General features: G+C 65.7%; 22 protein-coding genes and 1 pseudogene. 8 read left to right on the forward strand and 15 right to left on the reverse strand.

Annotated features, from left to right (window positions below):
• Positions 1–46: 46 nt before the first annotated feature.
• Positions 47–298, reverse strand: a pseudogene (locus M2432_RS05115) (L-asparagine permease); the annotation flags it as partial.
• 90 nt (positions 299–388) lie between these two features.
• Here M2432_RS05115 and M2432_RS05120 point away from each other — a divergent pair.
• From M2432_RS05120 to M2432_RS05140, 5 genes are all read left to right on the forward strand, one after another.
• On the forward strand, positions 389–1,306 hold the full coding sequence (locus M2432_RS05120; protein ID WP_280825654.1) for an alpha/beta hydrolase: 918 nt from the start codon (positions 389–391) through the stop codon (positions 1,304–1,306).
• An 89-nt stretch (positions 1,307–1,395) separates the two neighbouring features.
• On the forward strand, positions 1,396–1,608 hold the full coding sequence (locus tag M2432_RS05125) for a hypothetical protein (protein WP_280825655.1): 213 nt from the start codon (positions 1,396–1,398) through the stop codon (positions 1,606–1,608).
• A gap of 83 nt (positions 1,609–1,691) precedes the next feature.
• Positions 1,692–3,098: a PE-PPE domain-containing protein gene (locus M2432_RS05130; protein WP_280825656.1), complete on the forward strand. Its 1,407-nt coding sequence runs from the start codon at positions 1,692–1,694 to the stop codon at positions 3,096–3,098.
• 17 nt (positions 3,099–3,115) lie between these two features.
• Positions 3,116–4,006 carry a LysR substrate-binding domain-containing protein gene (locus M2432_RS05135; RefSeq protein ID WP_280825657.1) on the forward strand — a complete coding sequence of 297 codons (891 nt, stop codon included), beginning with the start codon at positions 3,116–3,118 and terminating at the stop codon, positions 4,004–4,006.
• A 179-nt stretch (positions 4,007–4,185) separates the two neighbouring features.
• Complete coding sequence (locus tag M2432_RS05140; protein WP_280825765.1) at positions 4,186–4,647, forward strand: DUF417 family protein; 462 nt, start codon at positions 4,186–4,188, stop codon at positions 4,645–4,647.
• Positions 4,648–4,722: 75 nt separating this feature from the next.
• Here M2432_RS05140 and M2432_RS05145 read toward each other — a convergent pair whose 3' ends face one another.
• The 12 genes from M2432_RS05145 to M2432_RS05200 form a co-directional block, all read right to left on the reverse strand.
• Complete coding sequence (locus M2432_RS05145) at positions 4,723–5,850, reverse strand: Rieske 2Fe-2S domain-containing protein (protein WP_280825658.1); 1,128 nt, start codon at positions 5,848–5,850, stop codon at positions 4,723–4,725.
• 43 nt (positions 5,851–5,893) lie between these two features.
• Positions 5,894–7,432, reverse strand: a complete 1,539-nt coding sequence (locus tag M2432_RS05150; protein ID WP_280825659.1) for an FAD-binding protein — start codon at positions 7,430–7,432, stop codon at positions 5,894–5,896.
• A gap of 20 nt (positions 7,433–7,452) precedes the next feature.
• Positions 7,453–9,135, reverse strand: coding sequence for an AMP-binding protein (locus tag M2432_RS05155; protein ID WP_280825660.1), 1,683 nt, complete (start codon positions 9,133–9,135; stop codon positions 7,453–7,455).
• On the reverse strand, positions 9,128–9,694 hold the full coding sequence (locus tag M2432_RS05160; protein ID WP_280825661.1) for a nuclear transport factor 2 family protein: 567 nt from the start codon (positions 9,692–9,694) through the stop codon (positions 9,128–9,130). The genes M2432_RS05155 and M2432_RS05160 overlap by 8 nt, the downstream gene beginning before the upstream one ends.
• Positions 9,695–9,776: 82 nt before the next feature.
• Positions 9,777–10,886 carry a helix-turn-helix domain-containing protein gene (locus M2432_RS05165; RefSeq protein WP_280825662.1) on the reverse strand — a complete coding sequence of 370 codons (1,110 nt, stop codon included), beginning with the start codon at positions 10,884–10,886 and terminating at the stop codon, positions 9,777–9,779.
• Positions 10,883–12,187 carry an amidohydrolase family protein gene (locus tag M2432_RS05170; protein ID WP_280825663.1) on the reverse strand — a complete coding sequence of 435 codons (1,305 nt, stop codon included), beginning with the start codon at positions 12,185–12,187 and terminating at the stop codon, positions 10,883–10,885. The genes M2432_RS05165 and M2432_RS05170 overlap by 4 nt, the downstream gene beginning before the upstream one ends.
• A complete protein-coding gene (locus tag M2432_RS05175; protein WP_280825664.1) occupies positions 12,181–13,389 on the reverse strand; it encodes a CoA transferase in 1,209 nt (402 codons plus the stop codon). The genes M2432_RS05170 and M2432_RS05175 overlap by 7 nt, the downstream gene beginning before the upstream one ends.
• A gap of 73 nt (positions 13,390–13,462) precedes the next feature.
• Positions 13,463–14,350, reverse strand: coding sequence for an enoyl-CoA hydratase/isomerase family protein (locus M2432_RS05180; RefSeq protein ID WP_280825665.1), 888 nt, complete (start codon positions 14,348–14,350; stop codon positions 13,463–13,465).
• On the reverse strand, positions 14,347–15,867 hold the full coding sequence (fadD4, locus tag M2432_RS05185; protein ID WP_280825666.1) for a fatty-acid--CoA ligase FadD4: 1,521 nt from the start codon (positions 15,865–15,867) through the stop codon (positions 14,347–14,349). The genes M2432_RS05180 and fadD4 overlap by 4 nt, the downstream gene beginning before the upstream one ends.
• A 47-nt stretch (positions 15,868–15,914) precedes the next feature.
• Entirely contained in the window at positions 15,915–17,195 is a 1,281-nt protein-coding gene (locus M2432_RS05190; protein WP_280825667.1) for a sodium:proton exchanger, read from the reverse strand.
• A 381-nt stretch (positions 17,196–17,576) separates the two neighbouring features.
• Complete coding sequence (locus M2432_RS05195) at positions 17,577–18,356, reverse strand: DUF4239 domain-containing protein (protein ID WP_280825766.1); 780 nt, start codon at positions 18,354–18,356, stop codon at positions 17,577–17,579.
• Between the two features lie 54 nt (positions 18,357–18,410).
• On the reverse strand, positions 18,411–18,656 hold the full coding sequence (locus M2432_RS05200; protein ID WP_280825668.1) for a hypothetical protein: 246 nt from the start codon (positions 18,654–18,656) through the stop codon (positions 18,411–18,413).
• Positions 18,657–18,838: 182 nt separating this feature from the next.
• Between M2432_RS05200 and M2432_RS05205 the strand changes: the two genes are divergently transcribed.
• The gene (locus M2432_RS05205; protein WP_280825767.1) at positions 18,839–19,537 is read left to right on the forward strand and encodes an MspA family porin; all 699 of its coding nucleotides are present in this window, start codon (positions 18,839–18,841) and stop codon (positions 19,535–19,537) included.
• A 71-nt stretch (positions 19,538–19,608) separates the two neighbouring features.
• On the opposite strand, the gene M2432_RS05210 is transcribed toward M2432_RS05205, so the two are convergent.
• Complete coding sequence (locus tag M2432_RS05210) at positions 19,609–21,438, reverse strand: phosphoenolpyruvate carboxykinase (GTP) (RefSeq protein ID WP_280825669.1); 1,830 nt, start codon at positions 21,436–21,438, stop codon at positions 19,609–19,611.
• 158 nt (positions 21,439–21,596) lie between these two features.
• Entirely contained in the window at positions 21,597–22,628 is a 1,032-nt protein-coding gene (locus tag M2432_RS05215; protein WP_280825670.1) for a hypothetical protein, read from the reverse strand.
• Between the two features lie 126 nt (positions 22,629–22,754).
• Here M2432_RS05215 and trmB point away from each other — a divergent pair, with 126 nt between their 5' ends.
• Together trmB and M2432_RS05225 are read left to right on the forward strand one after the other, a co-directional pair.
• Entirely contained in the window at positions 22,755–23,501 is a 747-nt protein-coding gene (trmB, locus tag M2432_RS05220; protein WP_280825671.1) for a tRNA (guanosine(46)-N7)-methyltransferase TrmB, read from the forward strand.
• Entirely contained in the window at positions 23,498–24,196 is a 699-nt protein-coding gene (locus M2432_RS05225; protein WP_280825672.1) for an NYN domain-containing protein, read from the forward strand. Before trmB ends, M2432_RS05225 begins: the two co-directional genes overlap by 4 nt.
• The last annotated feature ends 58 nt before the right edge of the window (positions 24,197–24,254 follow it).

The following is a 24,254-nucleotide window of genomic DNA, read 5'->3' on the forward strand; positions in this document are numbered from 1 at the left end:
CGAAATGGCGGGTTTTATTCGCACAAAGCGGCCCATTTGTGGAGCTTGACGACGGCCGGTGCAGTAGCAGCTCACCGAGAGCCCGCAGGATGAAGAACACGAACAGACCGCAGACTGCGTAGACGAGGAACAAGCCAGGTCCGGCGTTCTGCAGTCGGCCACCGGCACCCAGAAACAGCCCGGTTCCGATCGCGCCGCCGATTGCGATCATCTGCAGCTGACGCGGCTTGAGGGTGTGGTGGTAGCCCTGGTCCTCGGCGGTCAGGCCGGGCGCAAACGAACTGGGTGTCGTCGTCATGGCGATTCAGTGAACACCCATGACCCCGCGCACGCAGGAAAACCCGCCGGGGACCCCACGGCCGAAGCGATGGCCAGTATCGTCGTTGACGTGCCTCGTCAAGCAGATGCCCTCGCCTTCCATCCTGAGCTGGAAAAAGCCGCCCGGTTCCTGCCGCGCCGCACTTTCACCCCGGCCACGCTGCGGGTCGTCCGCGCTTTGACGTCATTGATGGACCGCAAGACCCCCGATGGTGTCGAGGCACTGACGCTGACCTCCGGGGTCGGCGTGCGGCTGCACCGGCCGCCGGCCGGCTCCGACCGCGGCGGCGCACTGTTGTGGATTCACGGGGGCGGGTACATCGGCGGCAGTCCGGCGCAGGACGACGTACCGTGCCGGCGGTTCGCAAGCGAACTCGGGATCACCGTCGCCGCGGTGAAGTACCGGCTGGCACCGGAGCATCCGTACCCGTCTGCGTTGGAAGACTGCTACGAGGCGCTGCGCTGGCTGGCCGCACTGCCCGGCGTGAACCCGGCGCAGATGGCCATCGGCGGTGCCAGCGCCGGCGGCGGCCTGTCTGCAGCACTGGCACAGTTGGCTCTCGATCGCGGTGAGATTCCTTTGTTGGCACAGCTTTTGGTGTACCCGATGCTCGACGACCGCTCAGCCACCGCACCGGGCATGGACCACCCCCTCCATCGCCTGTGGACCCAGAAAGCCAACGGCTTCGGCTGGAGCGCCTACCTCGGTAATGCCAACCCCGACGTAGCCGTCCCCGCCCGGCGTGCCGATCTGTCCGGCCTGCCGCCGGCCTGGGTCGGTGTCGGCACCCTGGATCTGTTCCACGATGAGGACGTCCGGTACGCCGAGCGGCTACGGGCCGCAGGTGTGCCATGTGAGCTCGAAGTGGTGCCGGGTGCGTACCACGGATTCGACGGCATCGCTGCCAAAACGCAGGTAGCGCGGTCATTCTTCGCCAACCAGGTCCAGTTCCTACGCAGCGCGTTTGCCTCCGCCGCTGTCAGTTGACGGGCACCCGGTAAGCATTCCTTCTGGCGCCTAGAAGCAGACCTTCAAGTCGTCCTGCCTCCTGGGAGAAGCTCGCCGCCGAAAACGGTTTGCGCAAGCCGACATTGGCGGAACTGGTCGGTGCTGGAGATCAACACGCGGACTTTGCCTTCGCCTACGGCGCACCCGCGGGACCGACGGGCTTCGTCAGCACGGTCAAGCTGCGGCAGGCCGGCTTCGCCGGCGAGGTCGACACCACCACGTCGTTCCAGCGCGCGCTGCAGACCGTGATCGATCAGAAATTCCTGCCTTCGGATGGCTAGCAACGTCCCATTGACCCCCGCACCGGCCTACACTCTTCTCGGCGACGAGTTCAAGATCACTGGTCAAGGCCGGGGTGTAGGCGATGGTGCGTTCGTACGGTGTGGTGTCCGCAGCTATTGTCGGCTGCCTTGTTCTGGTGCTGACATGTGCCACTCACGCCGTCGTCCAATTGGCGGCCTACACCGCATTGATCATGGGTGGCACCTGGGACCCCGTACCGGATGCCGGCTACGTGTCGAACGTGGACTCGGTGTACATCGCACCTAATTTCCCGAAGTTCAGCCCGGCCAACCCCACCTACACCGGGACGAGCTTGTACACCCCCGAACAGTTCTGGCCGGCGACCGGACCGACCGACATGACCGAGAACCAGTCGGTGGCCGCCGGTCTGATCGACCTGCAGAACGCGATGGCCAGCCAGTTCGCTTCCGGCAACAGCGTGGCGGTCTTCGGCTACTCGCAGAGTGCCGAGATCGTCACCATGGAAATGAACCACCTGGCCACCCTGCCGGCCAACCAACAACCCAATCCGACTCAGCTGTCGTTCGTCCTCGTCGGCGACCCCAACAATCCGAACGGCGGGCTGCTGACCCGCTTCCCCGGCTTCTACATCCCCATACTCGATGTGTCCTTCAGCCCGGCGACCCCGCCTGACTCGCCCTACGCCACCGCCGTCTACACCCTGCAGTACGACGGCATCAGCGACGCTCCGCAGTACCCGCTCAACCTGCTCGCCGACCTGAACGCATTCCTCGGCTACTTCTACGTGCACGGAACCTACCCGGGTCTCACCTCAGCGCAGCTGGCCACCGCCCAGAAGCTCCCCACCTCACCGGGATACACCGGGAACACCTCGTACTACCTGATTCCCACGACCACCCTGCCGCTGCTGGATCCGCTGATCCAGATCGGAGTGCCCAAGCCGGTGATCGACCTGGTCCAACCGGTGCTCAAGGTCCTGGTCGATCTGGGTTACGGCAACGGGTACGCCGACGTGGTCACGCCCGCCGGGCTGTTCCCGAACGTCAACCCGCTAACCGTGCTGACGAACCTGTCCCAAGCCGCCGTCCAGGGCGTCACCGCGGCGCTGGCCGACATCGGAATCCAGCTACCCGCAGCAGCCACCCCGACAAAGCCGATCAGCACCACCAGCCCGGCAGCCGCTGTCGCCGGAAAGACCCTCGCCACGGCAACGACCCCCGCTCTCAAGCCGCTCGCCCCCAAGGCCCTCACCGCGAAAACACTGAACACGCCGACCGCGTCAACGACGCCGACCAAAACCGCGACAGCCGTGCCGCCCGCGCCCAAGGACACCCTCGCCGCACCCGCCGTCAGCGTGGCGCAGAACCGCAGTTCAACCAGTCAGGCCGACACCACCAGTTCGTCGCACACGTCGCACAAGCTGCAGGATCGCAGCCAGCACACCGACCCGGGCACCCACCCCAACACGCAGAACGACAAATCCCACTCCAACCACAGCCAGCACTGACGCGCCATACTCTCCCAGTGGAACTCCGCGAGTTACGTGCCTTCCTGGCCGTCTCCGAAGAGGGTGGTTTCTCGGCCGCGGCCCGGCGGCTGCATATCAGTCAGCCCGCCCTGTCGCAGGCGATCGCCGGTCTGGAACGCCAACTCGGCGTGCAACTGCTGACCCGGCAGAGTTCGGGCGTCATACCCACCGAGGCAGGCCTGACACTGATCACCGAGGCTCGCGCCGTGCTGGCCCGGCACGACCAGGCTGTGGCTGCGCTGGCACGACACACCGGATCGCCGGACACCGCATTACGCCTCGGCGTGCCCATCGAGCTCCCGACCGACCTACTGACAGCCCCGCTGGCTGCACTGACCGCCGCACACCCGGACATTCGCGTGCTGCCGCGGCACCTGTCCACCACCGCGCAATTCGAGGCGCTGAGCCGCAGCGAACTGGACGTGGGTCTGGTCCGCGAACATCCGGTGGGGGCTGAGCTGGACGCGTATCTCGTTGCGCGCGAACAACTCGGGGTCCTGGTGTCGCCACAGATCGCCGCCTCCTGCGCCAGCCCCGACGGGATCCGGCTCGATGCCCTGGCGGGGCTGGACTGGGTGGGTTTCCCCCGGTCCGGCAGCCCCGCCTGGTACGACGAGATCATCGCCATCTTCCGCAGCCACGGCGTGCAGCCGGGGCTCGCCGAGCAGACCGTGACAGCCGCGATCGCCGACGTCAAGATCGCCGCTGTCGCCGCGGGCGGGGCCTTCGCCCTGGCGCCGCCCGACTGGTCTCAGCCGATTCCGGACACAGTCAAATGGCAACCGCTCGCCGGCCATCCGCTGATCCGGCGGACCTGGGCGGTGTGGCCGGCGCAGTCGCACCGCCGCGACATCGCTACCTTCGTGGCCGGCTTCGGCGGCACCTGAAATACCGTCGCCGTCTCCGGCAACACACGAGCTATCGCCCTACCTTTTGGGTGCCATCGGATACATCGATGGCACAACGGATTACCCCTGGTACAGCGGCGTTGATCTCCGGTGCAGGACAACCCCGAACCCGGAAGGACCGCACTGTGACCATTCAAACCAACCGCACCGCCGCGGTAGTGGCCAAGCTCCCCGTCATCGATACCATCGCCGCGGTGCTGGGTCGTTACGGCTTGGTGGCCGTCATCGGCTGGATCGGCGCATTGAAGTTCATGAACTTCGAAGCCCACCAGATTCAGCCCCTGGTTGCGCACGCACCGCTGATGGGCTGGCTCTACGACGTCTTCTCTGTCCGTACGTTCTCGACACTGCTGGGCTTCTTCGAGGTCACGGCGGCGGTACTACTGGCCGTCAAGCCGTTCGCCCCGAAGATCTCGATCCTGGGCAGCCTGATGTCAATCCTGTTGTTCCTGAACACCATCAGCTTCCTGTTCAGCACCCCGGGTATCGGGGAACCCGCTGGAGGCGGCTTCCCCGCCATCTCTATGGTGGGCGAATTCCTGTTGAAAGATGTTCCGCTGCTGGGGCTCTCGTTCTGGACCCTGGCCGACGCGATCCGCGCCGCCTACCGCCGGGACTAGCTGGACCAACTTCGCCGAAAAGGTGAGGGCCGAGTACGCGCCATTGCGCACCCGGCCCTCGTCGCTGCGTATCGATCAGCGCGCCCGCTCGGCGAGGTTGCGGTCCACTTCTTCTTTCCACAAGCCGAAAGCGTGTTTGGTGTCGACTTCCAACTCGAAGCGTGCCGTCATGTCCTCGGTGACGTCGGCGGCATCGACGTAGAACTGCTCGTACCACCGTCGATGCTGATACACCGCACCGTCTTCCTCGGTGAGCAACGGATTGTCAATGCGGGTCTTGTGCTTCCAGATTTCGACGTCCTCCATGAAACCTTCACTGAAGGACCGGTTCATCGCCGCGGCCAGACGGCCCGCCTTGTCCACCGGCAGGCCCGGCATCTCCTGCACAGCGACACCCCATTGCAGCACAAAGGAATTGTGGCTCACCGGGTAGTGGCAGTTGATCAACGCCACCTCGACGGTGAAGTCCGGGCCAAGATCGTTGTGCAGCCAGTTGATCATGTAGGCCGGGCCGAAATACGTTGCCTCAGAACGCAAATATGTCCCGTCCCAGACGTTGTCCGGGTCGGCCATGTAGTCCGGTCGCGGCTTGGACTCCATGAACTGGCTGGCGGTGTGGCCCTCGATGACGTTCTTGAAGAACGTCGGGTAGGCGTGGTGGATGTAGAAGAAGTGCGCCATGTCGACGTTGTTGTCGACGATCTCGCGACAGTGTGACCCTTCGATCAGGATCGAATTCCACTGCCACGGAGACCATTTCCCTTCGAGGTAGCCCTCGATGGTGGGCGGCGTCAGCTCCGGGCCGGGTGTCGAGCCCTCCGGATCGTTCCAGATCAGCAGCTGGCCGTTGACCTCAGTGGTCTGCCAGGCCCGGGTGCGGGCCAGCCGCGGAGTGCGCTTGGCGTACGGCACCAGCTTGCACTTGCCGTCACCGCCCCAGCGCCAGTCATGGAACGGGCAGGCGACCTCGTCGCCCTTGATGGTGCCCTGCGACAGATCGCCGCCCATGTGCCGGCAGTAACCGTCGAGCACCTTGAGCTCACCGTTCGAGTCGGCGAACACCACCAACTTGGTGCCGAATGCCTCGATGGAATGAGGCTTGCCGTCCCGGAACGTCTCGGCCAGGCCGATGCAGTGCCAACCCCGGGCGAACCGCGTCATTGCGGTGCCCGAGTCGATTACGCGGACCTCGGTTTCGGTCATGGCTCCAGTCCTCTGTTCTTCGCGCGAGCGCTCATTGCTCTCTCTAGCTCTCTAGCATGTCGCGGACCGCCAAGTGGCTGAACAGCATGCTGGTGCCGATCGGATTGCCGCCGCCCGGGTACGCGTACCCGCTGGGCGCGGCCATGGTGTTGCCCGCGGCGTACAGCCCGGGGATCCGGTTGCCGTCGGTGTCCAGCACATTGCCGGTGGTGTTGGTCCGCAGCCCGCCCTTGGTGCCCAGATCGGAGATACCGAACTTGGCGGCGTGGAATGGGGCCTTGTCGATCCGGACCATCGGGCAGGCGCCGCCCGAGAATGCCCGGTCGTAGGCCTCGCCCCCGCGGTCGAAGTCCGGATCTTGTTGGGCGTCGGCATATTCGTTGAACTGGGCGACCGTGGCGAGCAATTGTTCGGCGGGCGCGCCGATCTTGCCGGCCAGTTCCTCAAGTGTGTCGGCGGTGTGCCAGAGCCCGGCATCGACGTACTTCTCGGTTTCCACCATGGAGACGTTGGTGGCCTTGACGGGAGGTACCTCACCCTCACGGTCGTCGTAGATCATCCAGAACGGCAATGTTATTGCGCCGCTTGCCATCCGGTCCACTACGATCCGGCCGATCCGGTCGTAGGCCGCAGACTCGTTGACAAACCGCTTGCCGTCCTGGTCGACGAAGATTCCGCCGGTGAAGCACAGCGCGAACGCGCTGCGGCCGTCCGGATGGGTCAAGCCGGGTGACCACCACGCCTGCTCCATCAGGTCGGTGTCGGCACCGGCGGCGATCCCGGCCTCGTGAGCCTGCCCCAGATTTCCCCAGGGCCCCATGGTGTCTCGGGATTCACCCGGCACACCGTACTTCTGCCGCAATGCGTCGTTGCACTCGAAACCGCCGGCCGCCAGCAGCACACCCTTGCGGGCCTTGATGGCCCGGCGTTGTCCGTCGGTCTCGACGATGGCACCGACTACGCGGCCGCCCTCAGTGATCAATTCGACCAATGCCGTGTTGAGTTCGGTTGTAGCTGCCGGGTATTGCTGCAGCGCCTTGAGAAACCGGGCGATCAGCGCCCGGCCGCCGATGTAGTAGTCGCCGGGCTGTTCGGCTCCGAGCCGGTCGGAATCCAGTGGACCACGCACCAATTCGCGAAATTCGGGAGCCTTCTCCACCTTGAGCGGCCGAGCGGCGATGTGCCGCTGGCCGTCCTGGCGGGCCTTGGGCGCCTTGCCGAAGTAGTCCGGCCAGGGCAGCATGTCGAACTTGAGGTTCGGGTCGGCTTCCAGGTACTCGATCAGCGGAGCACCACCGCGGACGTAGGTGTCCTGCAGTTCGCGGGGCGTACGGTCGCCGACGACGGCGTGGTAGTACTCCAACGCGTCGTCGATGGTGTCGTCAGTCCCGGCCCGCTGCAGGACCGGATTGCACGGGAACCACACCCCGCCGCCACCGGAGTAGGCGGTGGTACCGCCGAACTTGTCCGTCGCCTCGACCAGCAGCACCTCCAGTCCCTCACGCGCCGCGGTGTAGGCTCCGGTGACTCCGCCACCACCGGACCCGGCCACCAGCACGTCGTACTGTGCGTCCCACTCCATGTCTGAACTCCTACTTGGTGCTAGAGATACCGCTGCCGTCCGTAGTGCGCGAACTCGTTGTCCAGCACGCGCTTGGCATCGTCTGTCATGGTGTCGTACTCCGGAATACCCCGGCCCACCCAGCGGTACACCGATTCGCCGGTGTGCCAGCGCTGCGCCTGCAACTCCCGCTTGAGCACCTTGTTGGAGCCGGTCACCGGCAGACTGCCCGATACCCGCAGGAACCTTGGCGTGCCCTTGCGGCCCAGGTCATCCTGGCTGCGCAGATACTTGGCGAACTGCTCGGGATCGAACGCGGCCGGGTCAGCCACCTCGATGGCGGCCATCACCTGATCGCCCGAACGCGGGTCCGGCACCGCGTAGACGCCGGCCGCGATCACGTCGGGGTGACGGCGCAGGACCCGCTCGATGGCCAGCGCCGAGGTGTTCTCGCCGTCCACCCGAATCCAGTCGCCGCGTCGTCCGGCGAAGTAGATGAAGCCATCGGCATCCAGGTAGCCCAGGTCGCCGGTCCAGTACCAGCCGTTGCGGATCCGGTCGGCGTCGGCGGCTTCGTTCTTGTAGTAGCCCTCGAACTTCTTGGTGCCGAGCCGGTCGATGATCTCGCCGACCGCATCGTCAGGGTTCAGCAGCCGGCCATGTTCATCGAGAACCGCTGCGGCACAGTCCTGCAACGTCTCCGGGTTGACGATCGCCACCCCGGGATGCGCCGGCCGGCCCAGCGCTCCGGGCGGTTGGCTGGGGTCCAGTGCCACCGCGCCGCCGCCCTCGCTGGAGCCGTATCCCTCGTAAAGTTCAGCGCCGAACCGGCGGCGGAACTGCACCTGGTCCTCAGGTGAGGCCTCGGTGCCAAAGCCGCGGTTGACTTGGTTGTCGGCGTCGTCCGGCAACTCCGGGGTTGCCATCAGGTAGCCCAGTGCCTTGCCGACGTAGGTGAAGAACGTCGCCCCGAAATACCGGACGTCGGGCAGGAAACCCGACGCGCTGAACGTCGGGGTGAGGCAGACGGTGGCTCCGACCGCCAGCGCCGGCGCCCAGAGCGCCATGATGGCGTTGCCGTGGAACAGCGGCATGCAGCAGTAGTCGACGTCGTCGCGAACGTGCCCGTACTTGTCCACCGCCGCGTAGGCCACCCAGGCCAACCGGCCCTGGCTGCACTTGACGGCCTTGGACGCCCCGGTGGTGCCCGAGGTGAACAGGAGCAGGAACAGCGAGTCTGGGCCAACCCCGTCCGCTGCCGTGATTTGTGCACGATTTTCCGCGCTCGGTGCACCTTTTCGTGCACAAATCGCGTCTTGGTAGGCGGGGTCGTCGATGACCAGGAATCGGTCCGGGGCCAGGCCGAGGTCCAGTTCGGAAAGCCGTTGCCGCCCAGCAGAATCGGTGACGATCAGCTGGCAGTCGGCGTGTCTGATCTCACCGGCCAGCTCCTCCGGACCACGGGTCGGGTTGATGCCGACGATGGTCGCTCCGGCCAACGCGGCACCGCCGAGCCAGAAGATGAAGTCGGGCACGTTGTCCAGCATCACACCGATGTGGAAGGGACCGTCCGCCCGCAGCTCTGCGGCCAGCACACCGCGGGCAGCCGACTCGCGGACCACCTCGTCCCACGTCCAGTCCTGGTCCCGGGTGCGCAAGCCCAGCCGCTCGTCGCCGAGTCGGTCCAGCAGCAGTGAGGCGATGTCGTCGCGAGGGTCAGGCATTGGCTTCGGCGGCAGCACTGTTCTTCTGGTCGATGTATTTCTGCGGCAGGTCCTCATGGCTCAGCTTGGTCACGCTGACCGGGCCGGTCTGGTAGGCGTCCTCACCCAGGATCAGACCATCGGCGTCGATCGGCCAGTTGATGAGCTGACGGAACAGCAGCAGGTAGTCGCCGTTCGGGTCGTCGACCTCGACGCCGATCGCCTGAGCGGCCGCGCCCGGGTAGATCATCTTCATCCAGCCTTCCGTCATCACCAGATCATCGTCGACGGCAAGGCGATCGATCTCGAAAACGAGGTGGTTGGCGCCACTGGCCACGAATGCCTCGTAGTACGCCCGCACGCCTTCGGTGGTCTTGGGGCCCATGTCCATGTTGGCGTACCAGAAGTGGTAGTCCGGGTTCGGAGCCAACGTGGCCATCAGGCGATCCATATCGGGCTCGGCTTCGGCCTTCATGTGCTCGAGGACGACGCTGAGCACTTGACGATGCCGCTCGTTGGTGGTGACGGCGAGGCGCTCCTCCACGGGAACCCAGGTCCGGGTGGGGTCGATGATGGCCATGCGGATAACTCCTTGAAGCTGGGACTGAGCCTGGGGATGTTCAGGCTGCTGTGGTCATCATTACGAAGGCGGGCACTCCGGGTCATCCGACATCCGTCGGGGACTCCGACGATCTGATCCGACGATCGTCGGGTTTGACCGGACTGGCATCCCGCACGTCGGATGCGGCCGTCAACTCGGCAGATGACAACGCGATTCGCCGGACCATCAGGACCAGCGTCGCGGAGAACCTGTCCAGCGGATCGTCCAGGTCCCAGCCGAGTTCGGCTTCGACCCTGGCCAGCCTGGCGGCCACGGTGCTGTGATGCAGGTGCAGTTCCTCGGCGGTGCGCCGTAGTGATCCGAACACGCAGAACGCCTCAGCCGTTTCCACCTGCAACTTGCCGGACGGAGTCGAGGCAATCGCATTCAGCTTCTGCAACACCGGATTTCGCAATGCTGTATCCGGCGGCAACTCCGCCAACAGCTCCAGCGCGCTCAGCCGTTCAAAGGCCACTGCTCGCCGCCCGAATCCGGTGGACGAAGCAAATTGCAAGGCGCGCAACGCCTGCGCCCAGGAGTCCGGTGCGGAGAACACGTTGCCCGCCGCGCCGATGCCTACCCAGGGTCCGCGATCCGCACCCGTCGGCAGCGGCGCCGGGAAGGTCGTCACGATCATCTGGTCCAAGTCGTCGGACAACGCGCGGGTCTCGCCAGGCCCCTGACACAGCACCGCTGTCGCAGCGCCGAGTTCGGCCGACCGCAGAGAATGCCCGGCTAGCACAGCGGCTATGGCCCGCAACGCTTCTGGTGGTGACGGCGCCGATATCGCGAGCACCCGCACCTCCCGAGCCTCATCCAGCCCGAGCAGCCGGATGGCCCGCGCCCGGTCCTCGACACGCTCCCGGCCCGACAGCACCACCTCGACCAACGCGGGGTCACCCAGTCGTGGCGTCATCCCGCCGCGCACCGCCTCGAGCGTGTGCCGCAAGCGATCCCGAAGCACACCGTCGAGCGGATGCTCCGGGCCCTCCCGAACCACGGTCACCTCAGCGCCGCCATCCCAGCGAACCGGGCACCCCGCCACCTGCTGGGCCGCCCGCAGGACGGCCTCGGTACTTTCGTTGGACGCGGCCAGCTCATCGAAGAATCTGACCAACTGCAATACCGCCTGGGGATCACTACCCAGGTCGCTCATTTGCAAGTCGCTCATGGCTTTTCGTACACCACGCGACCTTCGACCATAGTTGCCGCGACCAGCCCGCCGTCCAGCGCGCCGAGCACGTCATCCGGCGGTGCGGCCAGCACACACAGGTCGGCCGGAGCGCCCACTGCGACGGTGCGCGGCCTCGTCGGCTGCTCATAGCAGCCGTGAAACATGACCAAAGCCGTTGCCGCGTCGATACGTTCGGCGGCGCCGAGGACCCGGCCCGACGCCGTGGTCCGGTTCACCGCGGCCCGCATGACGGCCCACGGATCGGGGTCGCCGAATGGCATATCGGTGGATAACGCAACGGGTATCTGTGCCTTACAGAGCGAATCGACCCGCCACAGCTGATCGTGTTCGTGCTCCGGGACGTCAATCAAGTACTGATCACCCCGCTCAGCGACGAAGTTCGGCTGGGTCACCACCGTGACGCCGAGTTCCCTGAGGTCGTCCAGGCAGTCCTCGGGGATAATGGCACCGTGTTCGATCCGGTCACCGGGGCGCGGCCCGGCATCGCGCAACGCACCGAGGGCGACGATCAGCTGCATGGCGGTAACACAGTGCAGCGCAACAATTCCGCCCTGAGCATGGCGTGAAGCAATCCACTCGGTCAACGCGCCGAGGTCCAGGTCGTCGTCATGCAGGATGCGCTTGCCCGGCGCCAGCACATCCACCCGCTGCAGCAGCTCGCCGTGCCGACCGGCCTCGGTGAAAACGACCACATCGTTGACGGTCAGGTCCGGCGTCGCATCCGTGACGCCGGTTACCCCGAATGCCGCTAGCTTCCGACTGATCTCTGCCAGCCCGGTTTCCCTGCGCCGCAAGGTGTCCGACCAACCATGGTCGGCGCTGCGCAGCCGCCCGTCGGGATGGTCGGGCAGACCCACCGCGGATAAGCCGGCCGAATTCAGGGTCCACAGCACACCACTGCGGTGTTGCACTCTGACCGGAACATTGGGCGAAATATCATCCAGCACCGCCCGATCCAGCGGGCCCGCCACGGCCTCGTGGTAGCCCACCGCACGAATCCAGCCGTCCTCGCCGACTGCTGCCCGGGCCAGCGCCGCACGCAGACCATCGCGGCTACGCACCTCGCCGGGGCTGACTTTAATCGAGCTCAATGCGGCTGCGGCAGAACGCAGGTGCACGTGGTGATCATGCAGACCTGGCATGACGGTACCCCCGGCAGCGTCGAGCACCTGCTCGCCCGCCCGCGGCTCGAGTCGCTCGGCGACCTCGTCGATTCGGTGGTCGAATCGAATATCCACCACGCGCCCATCGAACAGGGCAGCACGCTGAATCAGCATGAGGTACAGCTCCTTTCCCGGATCAGGAGCGATACCACGGGGTTGTCGGCACCGAGACCGTGGGCCGGCGGCGAAGGCAGCGCTGGCGCAGGCGGCAAGAAATCGACTGCGGCGCAGTCCACCTGATCTACGACCGGGAGTGCCGCGTAGGCCGCGGCCGTGGCCGCCATCGACACCTCGACCACTTCGGCCCCGCCGCGTTGCAATGATTCGGCGACCGCCACCACGGCGTGCAGTCCGGTGAGCGGGTCGGCGATAGCGTCTGCGCAAAAGACCGGTTGCCCGGTCTGCACCGAGCCCACCAAACCGCCCGCCACCGCAGCGTCGTCGCCGAAGCCCACCCAGTTGGCCCGTTCGCCTCCGCTGCCGTGCGCCATAACGCGCAGCCACACCCGTCCGTCGCGGCCCGGCACGTCGTCCGGCCCCAAGCCGCGTTGCCTCAAGGCCCCAGGGCGGGACGACTCGATCACCACGTCAGCAGCGGTCAGCAGCTCGCGCAATTCCGTCGGGTTATCGAAATCTGCTGAATAGCAATACTTTCCAGAATTCATCCAGTCGAAGAAGCGCTGATCGCCCTGGCGAGTGCCATCGGGCCGAGTCGCGCTCTCCACCTTGACGACGGTGGCACCGGCCCGAGCCAGCAGCTGCCCACACAACGGACCGGCCCACATCGAAGACAGATCCGCCACCAGTAGTCCCGAGTAGCCGGTGAATGCCGTTGACTTCCCCACGCGCCGCCGCACCGGTGCTGCAGCGGGGGTCTCGCCGAGCACCCCGACCGGTAGCCCCAGCAGCCGAGCCCGGTCGGCAATTGCGGCAACATCGCGGGCGGCAGCCCAGCTTTCTATCGCACCCCACGGGTCGAGCGCGTCATCCTCGATCAATGCCGGGACGGCGTCGATGTCGTCGGGCCGGGACAGGGTCAGCGCAAACCAGCCGTCATGCCCTGGCAGCAGGCGGGTGGCCCCGCCGGCACTGATCTGGCCACGTCTGGTCAGCCCCAGCAACCCGGCTCGCCCGGCCAGCAGTTGGGCGGCATCCGCTGAGACCCCCGTGAGTGTCCGCAGTCTGTCGGTGACGCCGCGCGCTTCGGCCAGGACCGCCGCCCGACTGACGTCGGGCGGGCCGTCCGGCGAGCCGGTCAGCGCAGCCAGTCCGCTGGCCGCCCAGTCCCGCACCGCTTCGTCCACCTGCCCGACCATACGTGCATTCTGACAACGCCCAGTGCGATTTCGGCGCGCACCGTCTCTCTGAGCGTGACAGAACCCGACGAAATCACGAGGAAATAGCGTCGACCAGACCCCACTGGAGAGCTGTCTCCGCATCCAGCGTCTCTCCGGAAAGCACCAGATAGGCCATACGCCAACGGCCTATCCGCCGGGTGATGCTGACAGTGCCGCCGGCTCCGGGTATCAACCCCAACGCCAACTCCGGCAGCCCCAGCACCGCATCGGGGCGGGCGCTGACGTGCCCGCAGTAAGCCGCCATCTCTAGCCCGCTGCCCAGCACCTGCCCGTGCACCACCGCCCGACACGCCGTCCCGAGCCGCCGGGTGATCTCATCGAGCACCAGCGCCGGGCTGTACCGAGTCCGGGCCAGGTGCGCCGACGCCGGATCGTCGAAGGAGCCGAACTCGGCGAGATCGCCTCCGCTGCAGAATGATCGGCCATTACCGGTCAGCACCAGACCGGTCACCGACGGGTCCAACCGCGCCACCTCCAGACCCTCGAGCAACGCAGCTCGGGCATCGGTGGTAAAGGCGTTGTGCCGCTGCGGCCGATTGAAGGCCACATGCAGCACGTCGCCTTCGCGGCGGGAAAGCACCGGATCAGCGATGACCGGAACGGTGGCGGGTCCGCGCTCGGCAAGCCATCGCGCGAACTCCGGGCCGGACTGCAACGTCGAGTAGGCCAGTGACTCGGTGATCACCCCGGCGAACGCCGGGGCCTGTGGGTCCAGCGCCCGCAGTACGTCATCGCACACCGCGGAGGTCTGCGGCCAGCGTGTCACCCGCTGTTCGATGGCCTGCAGCGCCGCGGCGGCATCGGGCACCGTCACCGCGCGACGGTCCGCTGACTGCATCTCGGTCAGCGTGAATGCCGCCTCGTCGCAAGGCTTTTCGAGTGAAACTAGGATGCCGGCGGGCAGTTCGACAAGGCTCACGAATATTTGTCGATCAACGACTGCTTGTACAACTTGCCGGTGTCGGTGCGCGGCAACTGCGGCTCGAACGAGAGGCTCCGCGGACACTTGTAGTGCGCCAAGCGATCTCGTAGCCAGGCCAACAGCTCGTCGCCGAACAGGTCGGTGGCGTCGTCGGGGTTGACGGTCTGCACGACGCCCTTGACCGCCTGCCCCATCTCGGCATCGGGGATGCCGAACACCGCGGCGTCCATCACCCGCGGGTGGGTGACCAGCATGTTCTCGGCTTCCTGCGGGTAGATGTTCACCCCGCCGCTGATGATCATGTGGTGGCGCCGATCGGTGAGGTACAGATAACCCTCGTCGTCGACATAACCGATGTCCCCCACCGTCATCCAGCCGTGCTCGTCGCGCGACGACGCCGTCTTGCCCGGATCATTGAGGTACTCGAAGGTGTTGGCGCCTTCGAAATAGATCTCGCCGGCCTCCCCGGTGGGCACTTCCTTTCCGTTCTCGTCTAGGATGTGGATGTTGCCCAGCATCGCCTTACCCACCGAACCCGGATGCTTCAACCAGTCTTCGGCAGTGATCAAGGTGGACCCGATGGCCTCGGATGAGGCGTAGTACTCGTCGACGATCGGGCCCCACCAGTCGATCATCTGCTTCTTGATCTCGACCGGACACGGCGCGGCGGCGTGCATGACCCGTTGCAGCGTCGACAGATCGTATGAATCACGCACGGCCTGAGGAAGTTTCAGCATGCGAGTGAACATCACCGGGACGAACTGGCCGTGCGTGACGCCGTGCTTCGCAATGGCATCCAGACAGCCTTCGGCGTCGAACTTCTCCATCACGACGGTGGTGATGCCCTCGGCCTGAGCTTGCATGGACCACACCGACGGCGCTGTGTGGTACAGCGGCGCTGGGCTGAGGTAGACCGATTCGGGCGTCATCCAGAAGCTGACCAGCATCTTCATCAGACCGGGCGCCTCAGCCGGTGGTACGCGCGGCAGTTGACGTTTGATGCCCTTGGGCCGCCCGGTGGTGCCCGAGGAGTACTGCAGCAGGTCGCCTTCGATCTCGTCAGCGATGGGCGTAACCGGTTGGTCGGCAACACATTCCGGGTAGCGCGCCCAGCCGTCCAGATCGCCGGAAGAATCCTTGGCTGCGATCAGCAGCAGCTCGGGCAGGGTGACGTGCTCGGCCAGTCCCGCGCAGGTCTGCCGTAGTGCGGCCGAGCCGATGATCGCCTTGGCGCCGCAGTTGTCAATGATGTACGCCGCTTCGGCCGCGGTGAGGTGCACGTTGATGGGCACGTAATAGAGCCCGCTGCGCCGCGCCGCCCACATGACCGCGTGCATGTGCTCGTTGTTCTCCATCAGGATGGCGACCGCGTCGCCTTCCACCAAGCCGTGCGCGCGGAAATGATGCGCCAGCTGATTCGCGCGGGCTTCCAACTCGTCGAACGTCACCACTGTGCCAGACGGGTACAAGATGACAGCTGGTTTGCCGGAACCTACGTGGTCGCGAATCTGCATGCGTGAACTCTACGGTGCGTCACTTGACACGTGTCAAGTGATCTGGATCACTTCCGGACGGCGGACAACTCGCGATCGCTGTCGGGCAACTCAACGTCGTCATCAGCGTCGACGAATGGTGCACGCAGCGTCGCAAGGATGTGCTGCCGGTTGATGATCAAGCCGACCACGGCGAACGTCGCGTAGACGGCGCACAGAACCAGTCGGCCCGTCGTCGAAGTGACCGGGAACTGGATCACGAACAGTGCCAGCAGCGCCCACGCGGTGTTGCGGTGGAACCGCAGCGCCAGGATCAGCGCGACACCCATCATGGTCTGGGTTGCCGTCAGCAAGACCTCTTCGATCTGGCGGGCATCGAGAAGCAGCGGACCGCTGCCGCCACCGATCCGGTACGCGATAGGCAGCGAGCCCACCAACAGCGTCCACTGGTTCACCTTCGACGCGATCAGGGTGCCGATGGCCGCAGTGCTGTTGCCGCGCGTGGCGAAGATGATCGCGATGATGAACTCGGGAGCCTCCGAGGCCAGCGGTGCCAGCCACTGCACCAACAGGAAGCGGTCGACGCCCAGTTGCGAACCTGCGGTGACAAGGCTGTCGGCGAATGGCTTGGCGCACATCAGGATCACCACGCCGGCAACCACGAACATGGTCACGACGGTGATGCGACGGGCACGGTCCGGCAACTCGCCGATAGCGGCGGCGGTGCCAACCAAGTCCGGCTCCTCCGGCTCGCCGCGAGTCAGCTTGTAGAGGTAGAAGCCAAACCAGGCGAGCATCGCGACGCCGAGGACCAAGTGGATGCGGCCGGTGGCGGGGATGATGAAGGCCACCAGGCCGGCGATGAACAGGAAGCCGAGCTCAATCCGGTTGCCGGGTTCCAGCGGCAGCACCGATTTGCTGACCCCATCCCTGGCCGCGGACGTCTTCTGGGCGACGTACAGGCCCACGATCACCACAACCGGCCAGCCGATACCCATGAGCAGCCGGTTTGAGCCGGTCATATTGGCCGCGGCGTACTGCACGTACTCGGCGTTATGGCCGGCGACGTAGGCGTAGTAGAGGTCGACGGCGTACTCGGGCAGCACCGCGATCAGGGCCAGCACCGCAATGGCCAAGCCGCCCGACACATCGATCTGCGCGGACTCGGCGGCCCAGGCCAGCACGAAGCTCGCAGCGACGACGGCGGCGCCGAAAACCAGCAGAGCGATAACCGGGTCGGGGTGAATACCGGAGACGCGCAGCACGACGGCCGGGGTAATGAAGAGCACGGTCAGCAGCAGCGACCTGGCGAGCCGCCCGGTGGGGCGAGTCTGCAAGGCGTTGGTCACGTCGAGGTCCTTCGGTTGGGCGGTCCGGACCTTGTCGGGATTTATGTGCGACGAGACTCGGACCGACAACGGTGTGCCGGCCGAAGGTCTCGCTCGCCGGGCGATACCCGGTGGATGACCGGGCAGCTACATTGCCGCCAGTGTGTCGACCATCCGCAACCGCGGTACATGACCGCGGGAGGAACTACTCCCCTTCGCTGACGTCGAGGGTAATGCCATTCTCGACATTCAGCAACTTCGAGTTGCTTCGAATCGATGCGGCACAGTGCCCTGAATTTGCTGGTCAATGGCCCTGAAATTAGAGTTCGACTACCCAAAATTCTAGATTCGATTGCACATAGCAAATTCACGGCGCTGATGCGGGTGTTTCACGAGTGATTTCTACCTGCCGCGGTCAATGGCATCGAATGCCGCCTGCGCCCGCTCGAATGGCACGGACGTAACGCCGATCTGACTGCCGAACGGGTGGTCGAGGGTGTAGACGATGAACAGCAGCAAGCCCAATAGAACGGCGACCACGCCGGTCAACCCGACGTGCCCGCGAACGCTGGGCAGCTGCAAAAACCCGGTGAGCCCGACAAGTACGACACCGCCGAAGATGAGGCCGAACCATAACAACCACGGCACCCGAGGCTGGGCATCGAGAATCCGCTCATTGCGGGCCGACGCCAGTACGGTCAGCTGGCTCTGAAATTCTTGGCTGGCGGCACTGGACTCGCCTTGGTGGCTACCGAGTACCCGGTACATCTCGTCGATCGCCCCGCGGGCAGCCTCACTCGCCACGCCCCCCGATTCGGACCATTCCCGGTCTTTGACCGCGACCGCGTAGTCCCGGAGCAGTTTGCGCAGGTTCGCTTGCTCCGATTGCGGCATACCGACGGTCTGTCGATACATCGTCGTCAGGGTCGACGCCTCATTACCGACATTCGTCTCGGCCGACGAAAACTGTTCCCACGCAACGACAACGGTGAATCCGAGCAAGGCGCCATATACCAGCGCGACGATGGTGATGAAAGGATCCAGCGATGAGTTGATCTCCCCACGCGCCCTATCGCCGAGGATTCGATTCGCCAGCCAGATGACCCCGACGGCCACCAGCGTCGACACCAGTGCCACTGCTGCAAGCACCAGCCAAAGCCCGAACAACCCCAGCCCGATCATCATCGACCTCCCAGGGCAAGACGCGCCTGGTCAAGATGACAGTCGGCGCTCAGCTCACCGGCATTGGACGGTTAGATTCTGACAGACCATTCCGACGCCTCCCCATTTCGACACAGCCACACCGGCATCGTGGGGATTTGTCGAGATAGCGGGCGTCGAGGTGACCAACTGATCGATGATGGACGGGGCCACCGGCAGCGAGGGAGCCGGCTGCGCGTGGGCGATACCGACGGCACAGGTCATCCCCAGCGCACCCAGCGCGCTGGCGAACAACCTGAAAATCCACCGACGACGTTCCATCACCGCTTCTTCGTGCCTCGCTATGTCTTTCGCTACCTCTTATCCAGGATATGCCGCCCAACCCTTGCGTGTCGAAGTCGCATATCGATCACGAATACAAAACAACCTGGATTTGGTCGCACCACGTCGGCCATCCGAGGACCTCCCGGCCCACTACGGTATGCGCCGTGAAGCCGGTATTCGTGCTTTTCCGCCGTGCTGTGGTCTTCGCCATGTGCGTTGTTGTCGCCGCAGCGGCGGCACCGTCGGCAGTCGCCGAGCCCACCACCGCCGATCCTGCTAATGCCCCCACGCCGCCCGACGCCGCTCCCGACGGAAAAGTGGCCTCCGGAGCCCCGGCCACCGTGAAAACACCCGACGGCTGGACCCTGACAGTCGGCGCCAAAGACGAGTCGCAGGTGCCGGTGGCGCCCTTGACCACCGCAGTCTCGTCTCGCGAGTACCTCGCCAGCGGCACCTTCACCGCATCGCTGGTCGGGCCCGAGGAGCCGCGAGGCGTACTCGAAGTCGGTTACGAAATCGGCTGCGGCATCGATATGAGCACCTCAAACGGTGTGACGATGGCGGGCAGCACGGGCGTCACGCCTTCGGTCGGCATTTCCGGGCCGCTCGGCGCGTTGCCGACCGCCATCCTGCCGCTGATCGCCACGCCGGTGAACGGGGTCATCACGGTGGGCCTGAAACCGGGAATCGTGGTCGTGGTCCCTGTCGACAAAAAGGAATTCAAGAGCGCCGCTCCGTGGATCATGATCAGCAATTTCCACGTCAAAATCGACGGCTGCGTCGGCCAATCGTTCATCCGCTCGTACGCGGTGTTGACACGGCAGACCGATGAGAGTGACGTCGTGCTGTCTTACGTCGGGGTGACCACCACTGTCTGACCGCCAACTGTCCTGACCCCCAACGCTAAAGCGCCCCAACCCGTGCGGGTTGGGGCGCCTTTTCTGCAGAGTTAGTTCTGCTCAGCCAAGCGGTGCTTGAGCGCGTCGAACTCGTCCTTGATGCCGGTGGGCAGCTTCTCGCCGACGAACTCGAACCACTCCTGGATCAGCGGCACCTCATTGCGCCATTCCTCGGCGTTGACGGCGAGCGCCTCGTTGACGTCAGCGGCGTCCACATCCAGACCCGACAGGTCCAGGTCTTCCGCGGTCGGCACGATGCCGATCGGGGTGCTCTTGCCCTCGGCCTGGTGCTCGATGCGCTCGATGGCCCACTTGAGCACCCGGCTGTTCTCGCCAAAGCCCGGCCACAGGAAGCGGCCGTCGTCGCCACGGCGGAACCAGTTGACGAAGAAGATCTTCGGCATCTTGGACTCGTCGGCGTTCTTGCCGATGTTGATCCAGTGCTGGAAGTAGTCGCCCACGTGGTAACCCAGGAACGGCAGCATGGCCATGGGGTCGCGGCGCACGGTGCCGACCTTGCCCTCAGCAGCGGCGGTCTGCTCGGAGCCCAGAGTGGCGCCGATGAACACACCGTGCTGCCAGTCGCGGGCTTCGGTGATCAGCGGGACGGTGGTCTTACGACGGCCGCCGAACAGGATGGCCGATATCGGCACACCCTGCGGGTCGTCCCACTCGGGGGCCAGCGTGGGGCACTGCGAGATGGGCGTGCAGTACCGCGAATTCGGGTGCGCCGCTTTGGTTTCCGTCTCGCGCAGGACCCAGTCCTGGCCCTTCCAGTCGATCAGGTGATCGGGCTCGCCTTCCAGGCCCTCCCACCAGACGTCGTTGTCGTCGGTCTTGGCGACGTTGGTGAAGACGGTGTTGCCGGCGGCGATGGTCTTCATCGCGTTCGGGTTGGAGTCCCAGTTGGTGCCGGGGGCAACGCCGAAGAAGCCGAACTCGGGGTTGACGGCGTAGAGCCGGCCGTCCTTGCCGAACCGCATCCAGGCGATGTCGTCACCGACGGTCTCGGCGCGCCAGCCCGGGATGGTGGGCTGCAGCATCGCCAGGTTGGTCTTACCGCACGCCGACGGGAACGCCGCGGCGACGAAGTAGGCCTTGTTCTCCGGAGAGATCAGCTTGAGGATCAACATGTGCTCGGCGAGCCAGCCCTCGTCGTGGGCCATGGCCGAGGCGATGCGCAGCGAGTAGCACTTCTTGCCCAGTAGGGCGTTGCCGCCGTAGCCCGAGCCGAAGCTCCAGATCTCGCGGGTCTCCGGGAAGTGGGTGATGTACTTGGTGGCGTTGCACGGCCACGGGACGTCCGCCTGGCCCGGCTCCAAGGGCGCACCGATCGAGTGCAGCGCCTTGACGAAGAAGCCGTCATCGCCGATCTTGTCCAGCGCGGCCTGTCCCATGCGGGTCATGGTGCGCATGGAGACGACGACGTACTCCGAGTCGGTGATCTCCACGCCCAGCTTGGGATCCTCGGCGTCCAGCGGGCCCATGCAGAACGGGACCACCCACATGGTGCGGCCGCGCATGGAGCCGCGGTAGAGGTCGGTCATGATGCCGCGCATCTGCGCCGGGTCCATCCAGTTGTTGGTCGGACCGGCGTCCTCTTCACGCCCGGAGCAGATGTAGGTGCGCGACTCGACACGCGCGACGTCGGACGGATCCGACAGTGCCAGATAGGAATTCGGCTGCTTCTCTTCGTTCAGCTCCTGGAAGGTGCCGGCCTCGACGAGCTGCGCGGCCAGGCGGTCGTACTCCTCGGCCGAACCATCGGCGAACATCACCCGATCAGGTTGTGTCAGCTCCGCAACTTCGCGAACCCAGGCGAGCAGCCCCGCATGTTTCGTCGGCGCGCTGTCCAGACCGGGAATGGTCGCTGAGGTCATCAAATTCTCCTGATCGCGATCGGCGGCATAACCTAAATAGAGGTTAACGTGAGTGAGATACGCGTGGGGAATCGGGATAGTGTCCGATCTCTCACTAAAACGATTCAGTCGATATCCCCGAAACCCCTGGTAGCCCGTGCGGCTCTGGCGCACCGCAGTTACTGACCGGTAACCGGTGGTGCAATTTGCCAATCGGCCAATTTGCCTATTCGTGATGTGCGGGCTTGCACCTCCAAAAATCGGCACACCAACTCTTCCTCGGCGGCCTGTCGCACCGCCCCGACCGACTCCCCGATCCAGCGTTCCAATACCGCCCGGCGCTGCAGCCGAACCCGCAGACCGATCACCCACAATGCCAACGCCAGACCCGCTACCAGCCCGACCACCGCGCCCGTCGACTCCGGTAGGGCGGCGAGCCCCGCAAGCAACCGGCTGGCACCCAAGGCCGCCCCCAGGCCGAAGCCGACGCCCAGCACCGCGCCGAGCCACATCTCGTCGCGCCGCAAGCCAGACACCGGCCCGGGGATCACCGGACGGCGCCACCTCGGGCTCCCCGCGAGAACGCCCAGCCGCGAACCGCACGCCGCCTCGGCCGCGGCGAACTCCTCAGCCAATCGATGCCGGGCATGCACCTCGAAATCCGCACTGCCTGTCGCGCAGATGGCGAGCAGTTCAGTCCGCAGGTCCGTGCACCGCTGCCGGCCCTGGCGGATCAGCTGGAAGCGCGCCCGCTGCAACTCCAAGCGTTGGTCAGCGAGCCGCGGCGGTCGGGACAGCAACCGCAGCCAACCGCGGCTGAGGTCCCGGGCGCAGTTCCGGTGCAGCTCGGTCACCGGCCCCCGACCGTAATTTCGCCAGTACACCGCACGTTGCCGATGCCGCCCGGGGTCTTCGAGGTCCGCCCCGCGGGATGCCGGCAGACCATCGGCCTCGAGCACCGCAGCGGCCGCGGCCATGACGAGCAGCACCGTGGCGTCGGCCGTCAACCACGCCGCGACGCGCTCATCCGCCAATTCGCCTGCCATTACGGTGATTTCGGCCAGCGCCCGCTGTATCGCACGATATTCGGCGGCCGGTTCGGCCACACCGGCCCGGCGATGCAGCTGTTGCGCGATGGGCCGCAACTCCGGAACATCGGCGGCCAGCAGCTGCAGTTGGCCGGCAAATCGCGGCAAAACGTCCGTCGCCATGACACCCCCGACAGCCATCGTCGCACCCGGGAACGGGCACGTCCGACGCCAGTTTCAAGACAACTGTTGGGTATCAATCTGCACCAGGATGACAGTCCTTCCGCCGTGATGAGAGACGATGGACAAATGCATGCCCAGCGCGAGGACGCGGCCGACGCCGCTCCGGAGCCGGACTCGGCGCACAAACACCGCCGTGTGACCAGCTTCCGGTCCCGCCGCTCGTCGCTGTCGGCAGGCCAGCAGAATCTGTGGGACCGGCGGTGGCCCGAGCTGGGAGCACTCGCCCGCGACGACGACGGCGTGCCGGCCGGACTTGTGGACCCCGCAGCCTGGTTCGGCCGCTCTGCTCCGGTGGTGCTGGAGATCGGCTCGGGCACCGGCATCTCGACCCTGGCCATGGCGCAGGAGGAACCGGACCTGGATGTGATCGCGGTCGAGGTGTACCGCAAAGGCATAGCGCAACTGCTCGGCGCCGTCGACCGGGCCGGCCTGACCAATGTGAGATTCATCCGCGGCGACGGTGTTGATGTGCTTGAACACATGATCGCGCCGGGCAGTCTGACCGCGGTGCGGGTGTTCTTTCCGGACCCGTGGCCGAAAGCCCGCCACCACAAGCGCCGGCTGCTGCAACCGGAGACGGTCACGCTGATCTCCAGCCGGCTGCGCCCTGGCGGCATCCTGCACGCCGCCACCGACCACGCCGACTACGCCGTACAGATCGCCGAGGTGGGTGACGGCGAACCGACGCTGCGCCGCACGTCGATGGACGTAGACCTGCCGGTGTCGGTGCAACGCCCCACAACCAAATACGAAGCCCGGGGCATGCGCCTCGGCAGCCCGATCACCGAGCTGATCTGGGAGCGATTGCCATGAGCGTCACCGAGGCCATTCCACAGATCAAGCCGTACTCGCCCGCACCGCTGCCCGGCCCACGGCCACACCGGGTACTGCTGGTCTGGGACGCACCCAACCTGGACATGGGCCTCGGATCCATCCTCGGCGGTCGACCGACCGCCGCACATCGCCCCCGCTTCGACGCGCTGGGCCGGTGGCTGCTGGCCCGCACTCACGACATCGCCAGCGAGCGTCGCCCCGACCAGCCTCCGGTCTCCCACGAGCCCGAGGCGACGGTGTTCACCAACATCGCGCCCGGCAGCGCCGACGTGGTCCGACCGTGGGTGGAAGCGCTGCGCAACGTCGGGTTCGCGGTGTTCGCCAAGCCGAAGACGGACGACGACAGCGACGTGGACGCCGACATGCTGGCCCACATCGCGCTGCGCCGCGGCGAGGGTCTGGCGGGCATCTATGTGGCGTCCGCAGACGGGCAGGCATTCCGGCAACCACTCGAAGACATCGCGCGCAGCGGCATCCCTGCGACCGTCGTTGGATTTCGCGAACATGCGAGTTGGGCGTTAGCGTCGGATACCTTGGATTTCGTCGACCTGGAAGACATCCCTGGTGTCTTCCGGGAGCCACTGCCGCGGATCGGCCTGGATTCGCTGCCTGAACAGGGCGCGTGGTTACAGCCGTTCCGGCCGTTGTCCGCGCTGCTGACCTCGCGCGTATAGGAATAACTACACATGATGTGTGCGGTGGCTAGAAATGCCAGAGATAAGAAAATCGTGA

Source organism: Mycobacterium sp. OTB74 (genome assembly GCF_029892685.1).
GTDB lineage: Bacteria > Actinomycetota > Actinomycetes > Mycobacteriales > Mycobacteriaceae > Mycobacterium.

What these genes read in the sequence shown, in the direction of transcription:
- M2432_RS05215 (WP_280825670.1), bottom strand. Translation starts at nt 22,628, where the DNA reads ATGGCGACGGACGTTTTGCCGCGATTTGCCGGCCAACTGCAGCTGCTG.
- fadD4 (WP_280825666.1), bottom strand. Translation starts at nt 15,867, where the DNA reads ATGCAGATTCGCGACCACGTAGGTTCCGGCAAACCAGCTGTCATCTTG.
- trmB (WP_280825671.1), top strand. Translation starts at nt 22,755, where the DNA reads ATGCATGCCCAGCGCGAGGACGCGGCCGACGCCGCTCCGGAGCCGGAC.
- M2432_RS05130 (WP_280825656.1), top strand. Translation starts at nt 1,692, where the DNA reads ATGGTGCGTTCGTACGGTGTGGTGTCCGCAGCTATTGTCGGCTGCCTT.
- M2432_RS05160 (WP_280825661.1), bottom strand. Translation starts at nt 9,694, where the DNA reads ATGGCCATCATCGACCCCACCCGGACCTGGGTTCCCGTGGAGGAGCGC.
- M2432_RS05165 (WP_280825662.1), bottom strand. Translation starts at nt 10,886, where the DNA reads ATGAGCGACTTGCAAATGAGCGACCTGGGTAGTGATCCCCAGGCGGTA.
- M2432_RS05200 (WP_280825668.1), bottom strand. Translation starts at nt 18,656, where the DNA reads ATGGAACGTCGTCGGTGGATTTTCAGGTTGTTCGCCAGCGCGCTGGGT.
- M2432_RS05225 (WP_280825672.1), top strand. Translation starts at nt 23,498, where the DNA reads ATGAGCGTCACCGAGGCCATTCCACAGATCAAGCCGTACTCGCCCGCA.
- M2432_RS05170 (WP_280825663.1), bottom strand. Translation starts at nt 12,187, where the DNA reads ATGCTGATTCAGCGTGCTGCCCTGTTCGATGGGCGCGTGGTGGATATT.
- M2432_RS05175 (WP_280825664.1), bottom strand. Translation starts at nt 13,389, where the DNA reads ATGGTCGGGCAGGTGGACGAAGCGGTGCGGGACTGGGCGGCCAGCGGA.
- M2432_RS05195 (WP_280825766.1), bottom strand. Translation starts at nt 18,356, where the DNA reads ATGATCGGGCTGGGGTTGTTCGGGCTTTGGCTGGTGCTTGCAGCAGTG.
- M2432_RS05150 (WP_280825659.1), bottom strand. Translation starts at nt 7,432, where the DNA reads ATGGAGTGGGACGCACAGTACGACGTGCTGGTGGCCGGGTCCGGTGGT.
- M2432_RS05210 (WP_280825669.1), bottom strand. Translation starts at nt 21,438, where the DNA reads ATGACCTCAGCGACCATTCCCGGTCTGGACAGCGCGCCGACGAAACAT.
- M2432_RS05155 (WP_280825660.1), bottom strand. Translation starts at nt 9,135, where the DNA reads ATGCCTGACCCTCGCGACGACATCGCCTCACTGCTGCTGGACCGACTC.
- M2432_RS05145 (WP_280825658.1), bottom strand. Translation starts at nt 5,850, where the DNA reads ATGACCGAAACCGAGGTCCGCGTAATCGACTCGGGCACCGCAATGACG.